Source organism: Streptomyces zhihengii (assembly GCF_016919245.1).
Lineage (GTDB): Bacteria > Actinomycetota > Actinomycetes > Streptomycetales > Streptomycetaceae > Streptomyces > Streptomyces zhihengii.
In genome coordinates this window covers 598389-611876 of the sequence record NZ_JAFEJA010000001.1, presented here as the reverse complement: position 1 = coordinate 611876, position 13488 = coordinate 598389, and the positions used below count along the sequence as shown (strand labels likewise).

Genomic DNA, 13488 nt, shown 5'->3' with positions numbered 1-13488 from the left:
GACCGCACGACCCCACCCGTACGCCTCCCCAGGAAGGGCCGCCCCATGAGGACACCGAGGACGCCGAGGACCCCGAAGGCAGCGCCGGCACCGAGCGCGCCGTCGTCACCGAACACACTGACCGCACCGGGGACACCTACGTCACCGAACACACCGAACACACCGAAGGCACTCACCGCACCGAAGCCCCCGACGGCCCCGCGCCCGCGCGCACGTCTGCGCGCGCTCCTGGCCGTCTCCGCCCTCTGCGCCGCCGCGTTCGCGGCACCGGGCGCCACGGCCACCGCCGCCGCGGCCGACCGGACCCCGCTCCACTACGTCGCCCTCGGCGACTCCTTCGCCGCGGCCCCGCTCGTCCGCCCCGCGGACCCCGCCGACCCGGCATGCGTCCGCTCGCTGGCCGGCTACCCCCGTGTCGCGGCGTCCCTGCTGGGCGCGACCCTCACGGACGTGAGCTGCTCCGGTGCCACCGCCGAGCACCTGAGTGCCCGTCAGCACCCGGGCACCGCACCGCAGTACGACGCGCTCACCGAGGACACGGACCTCGTCAGCATCACCCTCGGCGGCAACGACACCGCCCTGTTCAACCTGGCCACCGGCTGTGTGAACCTGCTGCCGAAGCCGCTCGGGCGAAGCTGCGCCGCCACCCACACCGCCGGCGGCAAGGACACCTACGCCGACGCCGTCGACGCCTGGGCCCCGGAGTTCGCGGCCGTGCTCGACACCGTCGCCCGGCGCGCACCCCACGCGCGGATCTTCGTCGTCGGCTACGGCGCCTACTTCCGCCCGGGCGGCTGCTTCCCCGTCCAGCCGTTCTGGGCCCAGGACGCCGACTACGTCCAGCGCACGGTCGACCGCCTCGGCACCGTCCTGCGCACCGTTGCCGAACGCCACGGCGCCACCTTCGTGGACACCGCCGCACCCGGCGCCGGCCACGACTCCTGCGCCGCCCCCGCCGACCGCTGGATCGAAGGCGCCGTGTCCACGCGCGACGCCTTCCCCCTCCATCCCAACGCCGCCGGCTCCCGCGCCTACGGCACGGCCCTCGCCACCGCCGTGCACACCTCGTCCACCCTCCGGGACCGGGCGGCGCACAGCCGGTAGGAGGGCCCGGGACCGGGGTTGACGTCGGGAAGTCGCCGGAAGACGGCTCCCGTCCCTGCTGGAGTGGTGAGCGCACACCTCTTCGTGACACCCCACGACAGGACGGGATCCGTGTCCCCAGCGACGACCGCCTCCACCCACCCCACCCACCCCGCCGAATCCACCGGACCGCCGAAACGGTCGCCGCTCGTGTCGTGGCTGGCCGTGGTCGCGGTGATGCTGGGGATCTTCTCGATCGTCACCACCGAGATCCTGCCGATCGGTCTGCTGACGTCCATCGGGTCGGACTTCACCGTCTCCGACGGAACGGCCGGCCTGATGATGACCATGCCGGGCTTCCTCGCGGCCCTGTCGGCGCCCCTGGTCACCGTGGCCACCGGGCGCGTCGACCGGCGGCTGATGCTCGCGGCGTTCATCCTGCTGCTCGCGCTGGCCAACTTCCTCGCCGCGGCGGCCGCCGACTACTGGCTGGTGCTGGTCTCCCGGGTGCTGGTCGGCATCACCATCGGGGGATTCTGGTCGATCGGCGCGGGGCTGGCCGGCCGGCTGGTGCCCGCGCGCTCGGCCGGCCGGGCCACCGCGGTCATCTTCTCCGCGGTACCGCTCGGCTCCGTGCTCGGCGTCCCCCTCGGCACCTTCGCCGGGGACGCCGCAGGCTGGCGGACCGCCTTCCTGGGCATGGGACTGCTGACCCTCGCCGTCCTCGCCCTGCTGCTCCTCGTGGTCCCGCCGCTGCCCGCCGACGAGCCCGCCCGCCTGCGCGACCTCACCGGCATGCTGAGGGGCGTCGACACCCGCTACGCGCTGGTGATCACCTTCCTGGTCGTCCTCGCCCACTTCGGCGCCTACACCTACGTCACCCCGTTCCTGGAACAGGTGACGCGGGTGGGCGCCGGGACGATCACGTTCCTGCTGCTCGTCTACGGGGCCGCCGGAATCGCCGGGAACTTCCTCGGCGGAGCCGTCGTGGCCCGCCACCCGCGAGCCGCCTTCGCGTCGGCCGCGGCGCTGCTCGCCGGGGCGACCCTCCTGCTCCCAGTGCTCGGGGACGGCCGGGCCGGAGCCGTCACCCTGCTGATCCTCTGGGGCATCGCCTACGGTGCCGTGCCGGTGTGCTCCCAGACCTGGTTCGCCCGCGCCCGCCCCGATTCCCCCGAGGCGGCTTCGGTGCTCTTCACGGCGTCGTTCCAGGCCACCATCTCGACGGGGGCCCTGGCCGGAGGCGTCGTGGTCGACCGTTCCTCCCCGTCCCTCGTCATGACGCTCGCCGGCACGGCCGCGCTCCTCACGGTGGCCGCCATCGGCCTCCACCACGTCCGGCGGATCTCCTGGCCCGGACCGGCGCACCGGCGGCAGGCGTCGGGCGACGCGGCGGACGCGCCCTGACGGCGCCGACCGCGCACCGGATCCGGCTCCGGCCCTCGGATGCTCTCCGCTAGTCTCCGCCGATGGAGTTCGACTGGAGCGGCCTGGAGAAGGCGCTGATCGGCCGGGTGACCGACTTCGTGCGGCGCCTGCGCGCCGAGCACCCGGGGGACCGGCTGCTGGCCGCCGCCGTGCACGAGTTCTACGCCGAGTCCGGGGGCGTCATCGCCTGCACCTGTGTCGGTGCCGTGAGCGAGGAGTCGCTCGCCTCGGTGGCGACCGACCGGTTCACCGCCGACGATCTGCGGTGGAGCCCCGCCGACTGGCCGTGGCAGCTCGATCCCGGCCCGGACGAGGACGCGTGGTCCGCCCGGCTGACGGCCGAGGCGACGGCCGGCGGCGGGCACCGGTGGGACGAGGTCCACGACCGCTACCTGCGGACGGTCGCCGCGGCCTGCCACGCCGCGCGCCGCGACCTGGTGGCGGACGGGGTCGTTCCCGGCGATTTCGTGGTCGTGGCCCTGGACGAGGCGTGGGACCTCGTCCCCCTGTCGGTCACGCCGGAGCAGTTGCGCACCCACTTCCCCGAACTCGTCGCCGAACAGCGGGAGTCCGAGCGGCTCGACGCCCTGCCGCCGCAGGAGCGGGCCGCCGAGCTGATCGCCGTGCTCGACGCGCCGACCGGGACCGCGCCCCTCGGACGCGAGGAGGCCGCAGCCCGGCTGCGCGCCCTGGGCCCGGCCGCCGTGCCCGGCGCCGTGGAACGCCTGCGGCGGTCACGGGAGAAGTGGCTCTGGGCGAAGCTCCTCGCGGAACTCGGCGTCCCCTCCGCCGATGTCCTCGACGCGCTGACGGGCGTCCTCCGCAACCGCCGTCTCCGCGAACCCGACCGGGCCTGGGCTGCCGCCGCGCTCGCCCGCCTCGGCCGTACCGACATCGTGACCGCCGCCCTCGACCGGCTGCCGGACACCGTGGCCGTGCGCGGACTGACGGCCCCGTACACGTCGTTCCGCGACATCGGCGCACACGGACCGCTCGACTACCGGCCCCTGGAACGGGCTCTCGCCGCTCACCCGGCCCTGCACGACGCCGTGTTCGCCGCCCTGCGGCCCGGGACGGGCCTGTGCGCCGTCGCCCCCGAGGAGGCCGAGACGTGCCTCGGCGCCCTGACGTCACCCTGGCCCGTGGTCCGCTGCCACGCCGTGCTCGTCCTGGAGGACGCACCGCTGACCGACGACGGCCGCGCGCGGTACGCGGCCGCCCTCGCCCGCCTGCGACTCACCGACCCCGACCCCGCCGTCCGCACCGCCGCCACCGGCGTCACCCACCGCGCTGGCCCCGCCTGAGCCCCGGCCCCGGCACGCGCCCGGGGCTCGGGCCCGGCCCCTACCGCGCCTCGGCGAAGCGTGCCATGTGCGCGTCGGTGAGGCGGACGCGGCGGGCGGCGAGGGCCTCCTCGATCTGGGCGGTGCGGCTCGCGCCGACGATGGGGTCGACGCCCTGGCGCATCAGCCAGGCGAGGACGACCTGGTTCCTGGTGGCCTCGACCTCCTCGGCGATCCCGGCCAGGACGGCGAGCACCCGTGCGGTCCCGGGGTGGTCGTAGGTGGACGGCAGCGGCTTGTCCGGGCGGACGTAGGACCCCCACAGCAGGGAGCTGTACGACCACACGGCGAGCCCCTCCGAGCGGGCGAGGTCCAGGTCGTCGGGGGTGAGCAGGCGGTGGCCGCCCTCCGCGACGGGGGTGAGGGGGCGCGGCTGGACGAGCGAGTGGCGCAGTTGCAGGGACGTCCACGGCTCGACGCCGCGCTCCCGCGCGAGCGAGCGGGCGCGCTCCACGCGCCAGGCGGAATGGTTGGCCGCGCCGACCCGGACGGCCAGGCCCTTGGCGACCAGCTCGCCGAAGGCGCCGACCGTCTCCTCCAGGGGCACGGTGCGGTCCTCCGCGTGGGCCCAGAGCAGGTCGACGTGATCGACGCCGAGACGCTCCAGGCTCTGCGCCGCACCGGACGCGACGGCGCCCGCCGAGAGGCCTTCCGCGCTGTCCGGTGCGTGGGGCACGAGAAGGTTGTGGCGGACCTTCGTGGCGATCCGCACCGCCTCACGCGCTCCCGGGCGGGCCCGCAGCCACGCGCCGATGACGCGCTCGCTGGCGCCGCCGACCCCGTCGGGGTCGGTCCAGTAGGAGTAGCAGTTCGCGGTGTCGAGCCAGACACCGCCGCCGGCGACGAACGCGTCGAGGACCGCGAAGGAACGCTCCGGGGTGACGCGGGTGCCGAAGTCCATCGTCCCGAGGACGACGTGGGGATCCGTGGTAGCCATGCGACGCATCCTCGGAGCTGAAGTGCGCTCCAAGTCAAGTGCTCCGTGGGCCGGTTGCCCGCGCGGCTCAGCGGGCGAGGCGGTCCAGGGCGGCGAGCACCGGCGCGATGCCGTCCTCCGCGGCGAGCCGGCCGGCGAGTGCGCGGGCCCGGTCGCGCCGCGCCTCGTCGGCGGTCGTCCGGCGCACCGCGTCCGCGAGGGCGCCGGCGGTGAGGCGGCGCAGGGGCAGTGCCGCGCCCGCGGTGCCCAGGGCCGTCAGGCGCGACGCCCAGAAGGCGGCGTCGAACTGCACGGGCACGGGCACCGAGGGCACCCCGGCCCGCAGCGCGGCGCCCGTCGTGCCCGCTCCGGCGTGGTGGACGACGGCGGCCGTCCGGGGGAAGAGCAGGGAATGGGGCACGTCGCCGACGGTCAGGATGTCGTCGCCCTCGGCGTCCAGCCCCGCCCAGCCCCGTTGCACCACGCCGCGCACCCCGGCCGCGCGGAGTGCGGTGACGATGTCCCGGCTCACCCGCTCGGGGTCGGGGACGGTGGCGCTGCCCAGGCCCACGAAGACGGGAGGGGGCCCGGCGGCGAGGAACTCCTCCAGCCGGGGCGGGAGTTGCCCGCCGTCCGGGGGCCACCAGTATCCGGCGACCTCCAGGCCGGCCGGCCAGTCGCGCGGCCGGGGGACGACGAGTGCGCTGTAGCCGTGCAGCACGGCGCGGAGCTGCCGGGAGCGGGAACGGCGCGGCGCGGCGAGGCCGTGGCGCCGCAGCGACCGGACGGAACCGGCGAACAGCAGGTGCAGCGTGGCCGCCACCGCCCGTCCGCTCAGCCGGTTGCCGACGGCGCCCCACGACCGCGTCCCGAGCACCGGGGCGACGAACTCCCCTGTCGGATGCAGCGGTTGCAGGGGCAGCCCGACGGCGGGCAGCGACCGCCGCTCGGCGATGGCGAACCCGAGCGGCCCCAGCGCACCGCCGACCAGCAGGACGTCCGCCGTACGCGAGGCGTCCACCAGCGACTCCGTCATGACGTCGGCCGCCTCCCGGGCCATGGACACCAGCCGCGCGAGCTTGCCCGCACCGGTCCTGGCGTCGTGCAGCCGCCGGCCCCGCCGGGAGTGCAACTCGGCCCGGGGATCCACCGGCAGCGGATGGAAACGCACCCCGGTACCGGCCGCGAGCGGCTCGAACACCGCGTGGGCCGCGAGCGTCACCTCGTGCCCTGCCCGGACGAGCCCGGCGCCCAGACCCGCGTAGGGCGCGACGTCGCCCCGCGATCCCGCTGTCATCACCACGATCCGCACACCACCAGTGTGGCCCACCCGGGGCGCACGGCCCCGGAGGACGTGCCGATCCGGCCGCCCGGCCGGCCCCCGGCACCGAAGCGGCCGCACCGCGCGCCCCCGCCACCCCGCGGCGTGCCTAGTCTTCCGAGTCAGGAATTCTGTTCAGATGTATAAGCTTGGTATGTGGCGCGTACTGGGCGGCCGAAGGCCGAGTTGATCCTGTCCGATGAGGAACGGGCTGCGCTCGAGGGATGGGTGCGGCGTCGCTCCACGCCGCAGGCGTGGGCTCTGCGGTGCCGGATCATCCTGGCTTGTGCGGAGGGTACTTCGAACAAGGACGTCGCGGCCCGGCTCGACTCGACTCCGCATGCGGTGGGCCGCTGGCGGGCGAGATTCGTCGAGCACCGGATCGCCGGCCTGGGCGACATGCCCCGCTCGGGCGGTCCCAGGTCGGTCACCGACGAACAGGTAGCCGCGCTCGTCGCCGAGACCCTGGAGTCCGCCCCGAAGAACGCGACGCACTGGTCGACACGGTCGATGGCGAGGCAGACGGGTCTGTCGCAGTCCACGGTGTCACGGGTCTGGCGGGCGTTCGGCCTGCAGCCGCACCGCTCGGAGACCTTCAAGCTGTCGACGGATCCGTACTTCGTCGACAAGGTCCACGATGTCGTCGGCCTCTACCTGGACCCGCCCGAGCGGGCCCTTGTCTTCTGCGTGGACGAGAAGTCACAGATCCAGGCCCTGGACCGCTCTCAGCCGGTGCTGCCGATGATGCCCGGAGTGCCGCAACGCGTCACACACGACTATGTCCGCGCGGGCACCACCACCCTGTTCGCCGCCCTGGAGGTCGCCACCGGCAAGGTGATCGGTTCCCTGCACCGGCGCCACCGGGCTGAGGAGTTCAAGAAGTTCCTCATCAAGCTCGACAGTGAAGTGCCCGATGGTCTCGAGGTCCACTTGGTGCTGGACAACTACGCCACCCACAAGACCCCGGCCATCAAGACCTGGCTGCTGGCCCACCCCCGGTTCCACCTGCACTTCACACCGACCGGGTCGTCCTGGCTCAACCTGGTGGAGCGATGGTTTGCCGAGCTGACGAACAAACAGATACGGCGAGGCGTCCACAAGACAGTCCAGGCTCTGGAGCAGGACATCCGGACCTGGATCGCAGCCTGGAACACCGACCCCAAGCCCTACGTCTGGACCAAGACCGCGGACGAGATCCTCGAACGCCTCGCCTCATATCTGAACAGAATTCCTGACTCGGAAGACTAGGCCGTGTCTGACAAATCCCGCCTGGCGCGCGACGCCCGGCACGCACTCCCCCAGCTACCGCTGGGAGGTACCCCCATGCCGCGTTGTCGGAGTCATCCGAGTACGCCCAGTACGAGGATGATCCTCCGCCTTGCGATTGCACGCACCGGACGCCGCGCGCCCCGCCCTGCGGGCGGACGGCGCCATTTGTCAGACAAGGCCTAGTCTTCCGAGTCAGGAATTCTGTTCAGATGTATAAGCTTGGTATGTGGCGCGTACTGGGCGGCCGAAGGCCGAGTTGATCCTGTCCGATGAGGAACGGGCTGCGCTCGAGGGATGGGTGCGGCGTCGCTCCACGCCGCAGGCGTGGGCTCTGCGGTGCCGGATCATCCTGGCTTGTGCGGAGGGTACTTCGAACAAGGACGTCGCGGCCCGGCTCGACTCGACTCCGCATGCTGTGGGCCGCTGGCGGGCGAGATTCGTCGAGCACCGGATCGCCGGCCTGGGCGACATGCCCCGCTCGGGCGGTCCCAGGTCGGTCACCGACGAACAGGTAGCCGCGCTCGTCGCCGAGACCCTGGAGTCCGCCCCGAAGAACGCGACGCACTGGTCGACACGGTCGATGGCGAGGCAGACGGGTCTGTCGCAGTCCACGGTGTCACGGGTCTGGCGGGCGTTCGGCCTGCAGCCGCACCGCTCGGAGACCTTCAAGCTGTCGACGGATCCGTACTTCGTCGACAAGGTCCACGATGTCGTCGGCCTCTACCTGGACCCGCCCGAGCGGGCCCTTGTCTTCTGCGTGGACGAGAAGTCACAGATCCAGGCCCTGGACCGCTCTCAGCCGGTGCTGCCGATGATGCCCGGAGTGCCGCAACGCGTCACACACGACTATGTCCGCGCGGGCACCACCACCCTGTTCGCCGCCCTGGAGGTCGCCACCGGCAAGGTGATCGGTTCCCTGCACCGGCGCCACCGGGCTGAGGAGTTCAAGAAGTTCCTCATCAAGCTCGACAGTGAAGTGCCCGATGGTCTCGAGGTCCACTTGGTGCTGGACAACTACGCCACCCACAAGACCCCGGCCATCAAGACCTGGCTGCTGGCCCACCCCCGGTTCCACCTGCACTTCACACCGACCGGGTCGTCCTGGCTCAACCTGGTGGAGCGATGGTTTGCCGAGCTGACGAACAAACAGATACGGCGAGGCGTCCACAAGACAGTCCAGGCTCTGGAGCAGGACATCCGGACCTGGATCGCAGCCTGGAACACCGGCCCCAAGCCCTACGTCTGGACCAAGACCGCGGACGAGATCCTCGAACGCCTCGCCTCATATCTGAATAGAATTCCTGACTCAGAAGACTAGGGAGCGGCGGCGATCTTCTCCGCGATGCGGCCGAGCACCGCGAGCTCCTCGGGGCCGAGCCGGTCGACGAAGTGCTGCCGCACGGAGGCGACATGGGACGGGGCGGCGTCGTGGAGGGTGTCCCGTCCCGTGTCGGTGAGCACCAGGAAGCAGCCCCTGCCGTCGGCCGGGTCCGGTGCGCGGCGGATGAGCCCGCGCGCCTCCATGCGGGTGGCGTGGCGGGAGAGGCGACTGCGCGACCACCCCATCTTGGCGGCCTGTTCGCGCAGGGTGCTGGTGCCGTCGGCGCGTTCGGACAGGGTGCTGAGCACCTCGTAGTCCGGCTCGGACAGCCCGTGTGCGGCGAGGTCCTGCGCGGTGCGGGCGCGCACCGCGGTCACCATGCGCAGATACGCCCGCCATACGTGCTCCTCGTCGGCGGTGAGCCAGCGGACCGGAGGTTCGGCCTTGTTCGTTGACATGTAATCAACCTACCGCCTAATTTCGTTTCCATGACAACGAAACGACTCCGCATCGTCCTCTTCGTGTGCAGCACCCGCCCCGGCGCGCTCGGTTCCGCCGTCGGCGCGTGGCTGGCCGACACCCTCGCCCCCGGCGCCGAGGCACTCGGCGCGGACCTCGTCCCCGTGGCCCTCGGGGATCTGGGGCTCCCCTTCCTCGACGAGGAGGCGGAACCGTCGAGCGGCGTCCACCACCACGAGCACACCCGCCGGTGGAGCCGGATCGTCGACGGAGCGGACGGCTTCGTCTTCGTCACCCCCGAGTACAACTACGGGATGCCGGCCACCCTCAAGAACGCGCTCGACTTCCTCGGCCCGGAGTGGGCCTGGAAGCCCGCCGGCTTCGTCAGCTACGGCCACACCTCGGCCGGCACCCGCGCCGTGCAGCACGCCAAGCAGGTGGTGACCACCCTGCGCCTGGTCCCCCTCGGCGCCACCGTCGCGATACGCATCGCCGACGCCCTGCGGGACGACCGCTTGGCCCCCTCGGTCCGTCACGCCGACGCGGCCGAGGGGATGCTGGCCGAACTGGTGCGGCTCGCACGGGCCCTCGCGCCGATGCGCGAGCGCGGGCACCCGGGTACCGGCGCGGGCCCGCTCCCCGGCTCCTACACCCGGCGCCTCCACCCGGACGACGCCCCCGAGGTGACGGTCCTCCAGCGCTGCTGCTGGACGGACGAGGCCCTCGCCAACGACACCCTCGCGATCCCGGCGCTCCGCGAATCACCGGACGAGGTCCGTCAGTGGCTGACCTCCTGGCACACCACCGGGCTCCGGCGGGACGGGCGGCTGCTCGGCATGGTCCGCACCCGACGCGTCGGCGCCGACCTGCACATCGGGCGGCTCGCCGTCGTCCCCGACCTGCGCGGGCTGGGCGTGGGCCGGTGGCTGCTGCGCCGGGCGGAGACGGCGGCCGGGGGCGGGCACCGGCGCGTCCTGCTGTCGACGGGCGCCGCCAGCCATCGCAACCTCGCGCTCTACCGGCGGCAGGGGTACGTGCCGCTGCCCGGACCGCACGACGACGGTGTGGTGAGCCTGGCCAAGGACGTGGTCCCCGCCTGACCGCGCGCGGTGCCTGCGGTGTGCGCCGCGGCGCACGGCCCGGTGCGGGTGCCGCCGCCGGTGCGGGGCGCCCGTGTCCACCCCACCCGGCCCCTGTTCACCCCACCCGCGCACGGTGCCCCACCCCACCCGCGCACGGCGCGTCAAGCCGTGCCCCCGCAGCCGCCCGCGGGCGGCTCAGGTGCTGATGGGGGAGGCGAAGACGACGGTGATGTCCACCGCCTCGGCGCCGGTGCGGTAGAAGTGCGGGGCGTCGCCCGCGAAGGCGAGCATGTCACCGGGGCCCAGCTCCCGGGGGGCGTCGACCGGGCCGGCGGTCACCCGGCCGGTGGCGACGAGCAGATGCTCGATGGTGCCGGTGGCGTGGGGGACGCCGGTGACCTCCGTCTCGGGCGGGATGCGCAGCCGCCAGATCTCCAGGCTGTTGCCGCTGCTGATGCGGCGCAGCAACTCCCGTGCCACCTCGCCCGGTTCGGCCGGTGTGCCCGGTCGGTGGACCGGCCCCGTGTCGGCGTCGCGCGCCAGCAGGTCCGCGATCGGGATGCGCAGCGCCACGGCGATCGCGTCCAGGGTGTCGATGGTCGGGTTGCCCCTGCCCGCCTCCAGTTGCGACAGCGTGGCCTTGCTCAGCCCGGCCCGCCGGGCCATCTCGGCGGCGCTCATGCCACGCTGCTGCCGCCGCAGCCGGATCTTCGCGCCGACGGCCGCCGCCGTGCTGCTCACCGGCTGCCGGCCGGGCCCGGACGCCGCGGCCATCAGTGGCTCCGGTGTGCGGCGCCGTAGGACACGCGGACGCGGCCCTTCTTCACCTTCAGCGTCGGCAGGACCACATCGGTCAGCTCGCCGAGGCTGCGCACATGCGTGCCCCCGCACGGCGCGCAGTGCAGTGTGCCCAGGTGCACCATGCGCCGTCCCTCGCCCTCGTCCCGCGCGAGGACGGGCAGATCGGCGGCGACGGCGGCGGCCACCGTCTCGCGCAGGGCGGCCGTGGCGGCCTCCCGGCCCTCCGGGTCGGCCAGCCGCGGGTCGTGTTCGGGCGTCAGGAACTCGATGCGGGCCTGACCGGGGAAGTGGTTGCTCGCGGCCATCCGCCACCCCTGGAGGCGTCCGGCCGCCTCGACGAGGTGCCCGGCGGTGTGCAGCGCGGCGTGCGTCAGCCGGGTCCGCACGTCGATGCGCGTCCGCACCTCCTGCCCCACGGTGAGGTCCGGCAGCGCGGCGCCCTCGGCGGCGACCGCCACCACCAGCCCCGATTCCCGGTCCCGGACGGGGGCGACGGCCACCCCCTCCAGCCGGCCCCGGTCGGCGGGCTGGCCGCCTCCCTGCGGGTGGAACAGGCAGCGCTCGACGGCGGCCCACGGCACACCGTCCAGCTCGCCCAGGGCGATCACCCGGGTGTCGGCCCGATCCAGATAGGTGTCGTCCAGGTAGGCGGCGACCTGGACGGCTTCCTTCAGCGTTCCACTTGTTTCGCTTGTTCCACTTGAACGAACCATGTGTTCACTATAACGAACGATTGAAGAAGTGAACGCACTGTTCGGTAAACCGAACGAAGTGACGTCCGGACCGCCCCAACGCCGGTCCTCCAGGGCGCCGGTCCCGTCCGGAAAGCGCCGGCGCGTCCCGTCGCGTCGGGCGGCCTGCGGGCCCGTCTCGTGCTGACCTGGAGGAGGGCCGGGACGCACCCGGCGCGTCCACGGCGGCCCGGCGGAAGGAGCAGGGGCGATGGCGGTTCTCACCTTGAGGGCCCGTGGGCCCGCCGCGGCCGGTGTCGTCTGGGCGCGGTACGTCTTCCCCGCCCGCTGGCCGACGTGGTCCCCCTACATCGGCGCGGTCCGGACGGACGGGGACCGGATCGTGCCCGGGCTGCGGGGCACGGTCGTCTCCCGGCTCGGGATCTCCGCCGCCTTCCTCGTCGAATCCGTCGACGAGGAGGAGCGGCGGTGGAGCTGGCGTGTCCGCTCGGGCCCGTTGCGCATGCGGCTGCACCACGCCGCACCACGCCGTGTCCGACGACGGGGAAGGGGCGGTCACCACACTGCGGCTGGAGGGCCCGGCCCCCGTCGTCGCCGCGTACAGCCTGCCCGCCCGCTGGGCCCTGCGCCGCCTGGTGCGGCGCTGACGACCCGCGCCGCCTCAGCTCCCCTTCTTCTTGCGGAGGGAGCCCGGCTTGTGTACGGCGGTGCGCCCGGACTTCTCGCTCTCCACCTCGAACTGCGGGTCCTCCTGCGAGGCGTCCACCTCACGGCCCGCCGCGCGGGTCCGGTCGGTGATCTTCTTCTTCACCGTGCCGGGCACGTTCTGGCCGTGGCTCTTCCACGACACCTTGTCGCCTTTGCCGAGGTCGTCCTTCTTGGCCACGGTTCTTCCTTTCGCGCAGGTGGAGTGACCACCCCATGCTCCTGTCCGTCCTCCCCGCACGCACGCCGGCCCGCTGCGCACGACGGCGGGCCGCCGCCGGTTTGCCGCCGGTTTGCCGTACGCCGGTGAAGGGCACCCGACCTGCGCGTCCGGCCGGTCGTCGCCGACGGCGGCTGGTCGGCCGGACGGCCGGCACGTCCGTGAACACGCACGTCCGTGAACCTGAGCGAGGAGGACCACGATGGCGGCACAGCACATTTCCTACACGGTGCCCGGAATGACCAGCGAGGACAGCGAGAAGGTCATCGCCCTGCTGCAGATGCGTCTGCACTCGCTGAACGACCTCGCGCTGACCCTGAAGCACATCCACTGGAACGTGGTGGGCCCGCACTTCATCGCCGTGCACGAGATGCTCGACCCGCAGGTCGAGCAGGTCCGGTCGATGACCGACGACCTGGCCGAGCGGATCTCGACGCTGGGCGGGGAGCCGCAGGGCACTCCCGGAGTCCTCGTCGACCAGCGCGACTGGAAGGACTACTCGCTCGGCCGGGCGGAGGCGATCGCCCACCTCGGAGCGCTCGACCTGGTCTACACGTCGATCATCACCGATCACCGCAAGGCCATGGACGAGACGGAGACCGCCGACCCGGTCACCCAGGACATGCTCATCGAGCAGCTGCGCGGACTGGAGCTGTTCCAGTGGTTCGTCCGCGCCCACCTCGAATCCAGCGGCGGCAAGCTCTCCACGGGCGGTGCGCGCACCGAGACCGGGGCCGCGGGGCAGGCGGCCGACCAGGCCCGCAACCAGCCCTGATCCGCGGCGGGCCGAAACGGCACCCGCGCACCCGCGCACCCGGCACCGGATCGGCCGTGCCGGGGCTGCGGCC

Annotated in this window: 13 protein-coding genes; 7 read left to right on the top strand and 6 right to left on the bottom strand. The window is 73.3% G+C overall.

Translation table 11 applies throughout. The annotated features are described in order from the left end of the window. Nucleotides 1-45: 45 nt before the first annotated feature. The 3 genes from JE024_RS02660 (at nt 46) to JE024_RS02650 (ending at nt 3815) form a co-directional block, all read left to right on the top strand. Entirely contained in the window at nt 46-1104 is a 1059-nt protein-coding gene (locus tag JE024_RS02660) for an SGNH/GDSL hydrolase family protein (protein ID WP_205372008.1), read from the top strand. Nucleotides 1105-1215: 111 nt separating this feature from the next. Further along, a complete protein-coding gene (locus JE024_RS02655; protein ID WP_372449756.1) occupies nt 1216-2490 on the top strand; it encodes an MFS transporter in 1275 nt (424 codons plus the stop codon). Between the two features lie 62 nt (nt 2491-2552). Further along, nucleotides 2553-3815 carry a DUF4303 domain-containing protein gene (locus JE024_RS02650; RefSeq protein WP_205372007.1) on the top strand — a complete coding sequence of 421 codons (1263 nt, stop codon included), beginning with the start codon at nt 2553-2555 and terminating at the stop codon, nt 3813-3815. A gap of 40 nt (nt 3816-3855) precedes the next feature. On the opposite strand, the gene JE024_RS02645 is transcribed toward JE024_RS02650, so the two are convergent. Together JE024_RS02645 and JE024_RS02640 are read right to left on the bottom strand one after the other, a co-directional pair. Next, complete coding sequence (locus JE024_RS02645; RefSeq protein ID WP_205372006.1) at nt 3856-4791, bottom strand: aldo/keto reductase; 936 nt, start codon at nt 4789-4791, stop codon at nt 3856-3858. A 67-nt stretch (nt 4792-4858) separates the two neighbouring features. Continuing rightward, on the bottom strand, nt 4859-6067 hold the full coding sequence (locus tag JE024_RS02640; protein ID WP_205372005.1) for a glycosyltransferase: 1209 nt from the start codon (nt 6065-6067) through the stop codon (nt 4859-4861). A gap of 180 nt (nt 6068-6247) precedes the next feature. Between JE024_RS02640 and JE024_RS02635 the strand changes: the two genes are divergently transcribed. Together JE024_RS02635 and JE024_RS02630 are read left to right on the top strand one after the other, a co-directional pair. After that, nucleotides 6248-7339 (top strand): IS630 family transposase, encoded by a 1092-nt coding sequence (locus tag JE024_RS02635; RefSeq protein ID WP_205372004.1) that lies wholly within the window; start codon nt 6248-6250, stop codon nt 7337-7339. Between the two features lie 247 nt (nt 7340-7586). Further along, entirely contained in the window at nt 7587-8678 is a 1092-nt protein-coding gene (locus tag JE024_RS02630) for an IS630 family transposase (RefSeq protein ID WP_205372003.1), read from the top strand. On the opposite strand, the gene JE024_RS02625 is transcribed toward JE024_RS02630, so the two are convergent. Beyond that, the gene (locus tag JE024_RS02625; RefSeq protein WP_205372002.1) at nt 8675-9139 is read right to left on the bottom strand and encodes a MarR family winged helix-turn-helix transcriptional regulator; all 465 of its coding nucleotides are present in this window, start codon (nt 9137-9139) and stop codon (nt 8675-8677) included. The two genes, JE024_RS02630 and JE024_RS02625, sit on opposite strands and share 4 nt — an antisense overlap. 30 nt (nt 9140-9169) lie before the next feature. Here JE024_RS02625 and JE024_RS02620 point away from each other — a divergent pair, with 30 nt between their 5' ends. Beyond that, entirely contained in the window at nt 9170-10240 is a 1071-nt protein-coding gene (locus tag JE024_RS02620) for a bifunctional NAD(P)H-dependent oxidoreductase/GNAT family N-acetyltransferase (protein WP_205372001.1), read from the top strand. A gap of 177 nt (nt 10241-10417) precedes the next feature. Here the strand turns inward: JE024_RS02620 and JE024_RS02615 are convergent, their stop codons facing one another. The 3 genes from JE024_RS02615 to JE024_RS02600 all read right to left on the bottom strand — a co-directional run bounded on the left by JE024_RS02615 (nt 10418) and on the right by JE024_RS02600 (nt 12601). Further along, nucleotides 10418-10996, bottom strand: a complete 579-nt coding sequence (locus JE024_RS02615; protein ID WP_205372000.1) for a helix-turn-helix domain-containing protein — start codon at nt 10994-10996, stop codon at nt 10418-10420. Beyond that, nucleotides 10996-11736, bottom strand: a complete 741-nt coding sequence (locus JE024_RS02610) for an alanyl-tRNA editing protein (RefSeq protein WP_205371999.1) — start codon at nt 11734-11736, stop codon at nt 10996-10998. Before JE024_RS02610 ends, JE024_RS02615 begins: the two co-directional genes overlap by 1 nt. Before the next feature lie 640 nt (nt 11737-12376). Then, on the bottom strand, nt 12377-12601 hold the full coding sequence (locus JE024_RS02600) for a hypervirulence associated TUDOR domain-containing protein (RefSeq protein WP_205371998.1): 225 nt from the start codon (nt 12599-12601) through the stop codon (nt 12377-12379). Between the two features lie 241 nt (nt 12602-12842). On the opposite strand from JE024_RS02600, the gene JE024_RS02595 reads away from it, so the two are divergent. Continuing rightward, the gene (locus tag JE024_RS02595; RefSeq protein WP_205371997.1) at nt 12843-13415 is read left to right on the top strand and encodes a Dps family protein; all 573 of its coding nucleotides are present in this window, start codon (nt 12843-12845) and stop codon (nt 13413-13415) included. Nucleotides 13416-13488: the final 73 nt, after the last annotated feature.

What these genes read in the sequence shown, in the direction of transcription:
- JE024_RS02660 (WP_205372008.1), top strand. Translation starts at nt 46, where the DNA reads ATGAGGACACCGAGGACGCCGAGGACCCCGAAGGCAGCGCCGGCACCG.
- JE024_RS02650 (WP_205372007.1), top strand. Translation starts at nt 2,553, where the DNA reads ATGGAGTTCGACTGGAGCGGCCTGGAGAAGGCGCTGATCGGCCGGGTG.
- JE024_RS02645 (WP_205372006.1), bottom strand. Translation starts at nt 4,791, where the DNA reads ATGGCTACCACGGATCCCCACGTCGTCCTCGGGACGATGGACTTCGGC.
- JE024_RS02640 (WP_205372005.1), bottom strand. Translation starts at nt 6,067, where the DNA reads ATGACAGCGGGATCGCGGGGCGACGTCGCGCCCTACGCGGGTCTGGGC.
- JE024_RS02625 (WP_205372002.1), bottom strand. Translation starts at nt 9,139, where the DNA reads ATGTCAACGAACAAGGCCGAACCTCCGGTCCGCTGGCTCACCGCCGAC.
- JE024_RS02620 (WP_205372001.1), top strand. Translation starts at nt 9,170, where the DNA reads ATGACAACGAAACGACTCCGCATCGTCCTCTTCGTGTGCAGCACCCGC.
- JE024_RS02615 (WP_205372000.1), bottom strand. Translation starts at nt 10,996, where the DNA reads ATGGCCGCGGCGTCCGGGCCCGGCCGGCAGCCGGTGAGCAGCACGGCG.
- JE024_RS02610 (WP_205371999.1), bottom strand. Translation starts at nt 11,736, where the DNA reads ATGGTTCGTTCAAGTGGAACAAGCGAAACAAGTGGAACGCTGAAGGAA.
- JE024_RS02595 (WP_205371997.1), top strand. Translation starts at nt 12,843, where the DNA reads ATGGCGGCACAGCACATTTCCTACACGGTGCCCGGAATGACCAGCGAG.